The sequence below is a fragment of the Novipirellula sp. genome, from assembly GCF_041583735.1.
Classification (GTDB): Bacteria; Planctomycetota; Planctomycetia; order Pirellulales; family Pirellulaceae; genus Novipirellula.
Genome location: NZ_JBFHFD010001017.1, coordinates 1 through 1,779, shown reverse-complemented (window position 1 = coordinate 1,779; position 1,779 = coordinate 1). Strand labels below are relative to the sequence as shown.

The 1,779-nt window shown below is 56.9% G+C and carries 1 protein-coding gene; it reads right to left on the bottom strand.

Features of this window, described 5'->3' with window-relative positions:
- Positions 1–1,779 (bottom strand): efflux RND transporter permease subunit (locus ABX962_RS35625; protein ID WP_372726392.1); only part of this gene is annotated, 1,779 nt, incomplete at both ends.

The following is a 1,779-nucleotide window of genomic DNA, read 5'->3' as shown; positions in this document are numbered from 1 at the left end:
CTGGGGCATGAACCCGAGTGATTCGTCAAACAAAAACAACCCCAACCATGCTCCCGCCAATGCCAACGGCAGCGTCGACAAAATGATCAGCGGCTTGGACCAACCGTTGTACTGGAAAATCAAACACAACACGATCAGCACGAATGAAATCGCGAACGACATCATCATTTGCCCGCCGGCTTCAGCACTCTCTTCAAACGCGCCGCCCGGTTCGATCCAATACCCCACCGGCAAACTCTCACTCAGCGTCTTCATCTCTTTGCTTTTCAGCAACCGAGAAACAACGTCATTGCCGGTCACACCGGGCTCCATTCGCGAACTCACCTCGATCGTCCGGTTCATGTTGCGGCGGGCGATCTTGGCTAACACAAATGTGGTTTCCAGACTCGCGATCGATGATAGCGGCACCTTGCCGAGGTCCCCTTCGACGAACGATTCTTGCAGTCCTCGAATCGATTCACGTTGGTTTGGCTTGAGCCGGAAATAGACCGGAACCTCGTGGTCACCTTCGCGAAACGTCGTCAACCGCAGCCCCGAGTAATACGAATTCAACGTCCGCGCGACTTGCGAGTTCGTCACGCCGGCCAAGACGGCACGATCCTGGTCCACATCGACGCGAACTTGGTAACCATCGACGCCCCACGAGTCGTTGACGTCCCAAGTTTCCGGTTGTGCTTCGACCAGTTGCTTCAAATGATTGGCGACGGAACGCAATATCGTGGGATCGGCAAACCCGTTCCCCGCGACTCGAAAAACCAACGGGTCGGCGGGCGGCCCCAACGCTAATTGCACAGGGACCACGCGTGCGCCGACAATCGGTTGGATCCCAAGTTCTGGATCGCCACGCTCGGCGATCTCACGCACACGCTGTGCATAATGAGTTGTCACGGAACTGTCGGTGGTGCGAACCAAAATCTCAGCATAGTTGCGAGACTTTGGCTCGGGACTCCAGCCGAGGTGCCAACGCGAACCGCCGCCGCCAACCATCGTGCGAAACGCTCGCAATCGAGCAGGACTGGAATCGGTTGCGGCCCCCAACCTTTGCACAATCGTTTCCACTTGCCGAGCCACTGCATCGGTTTGCTTGATCGTGGCCGTTTCCGGCAAGATGACTTTTACGGCGAACTGAGTGCCGTCGGCTTCAGGAAAAAACTCGGAACTGACCGGCAACATCATAATGCCAACGATCAATAACACCGTCGCAAGCGCGGTCCCCCATTTCGCTCGTACCGCCAACCGTCCGATCACCCCATAGATTCGGTAGGTCCAATTTTCCGAGGCGTTCCTTGCCGCAGCGCTGCCTGCAGAACCGGAGTCAGACGCCGCGTGTGAGCGGCGACGGAGGCGTGAACCCAAGCGGCCCAGCGTCGAGAATGCGTTCACAACGGGCGATCCCGACGCGTCACCCTGCGGCGCACGAATGAACATGCCTGCCAAAATCACACACAACGTCATCGCCAATAACCAGCTGAGTGCCAGCGTCGTGGAAACCGTGATCGGCAAGCTATAGACGTATTCCTTACCGCCTCCTTCGAGCGAAAATAACATCGGAATGAACGCCGCCATCGTCGTTAACGTTCCGACCAACATCGGAATCGCAAGCGTATTGGCTCCGTCGATCGCCGCGGGAAAAGGCCGCATCCCGGCAATCTGATTCGTACGAGCTTGGTCACAAACTTGAACCGCGTTGTCGACCAACAAGCCAAGCGAGATGATCAACGCGGCAAGCGAAATCTGTTCCAATTGGACACCCAAAGGAGCAATCAGCCCGACCGCGAT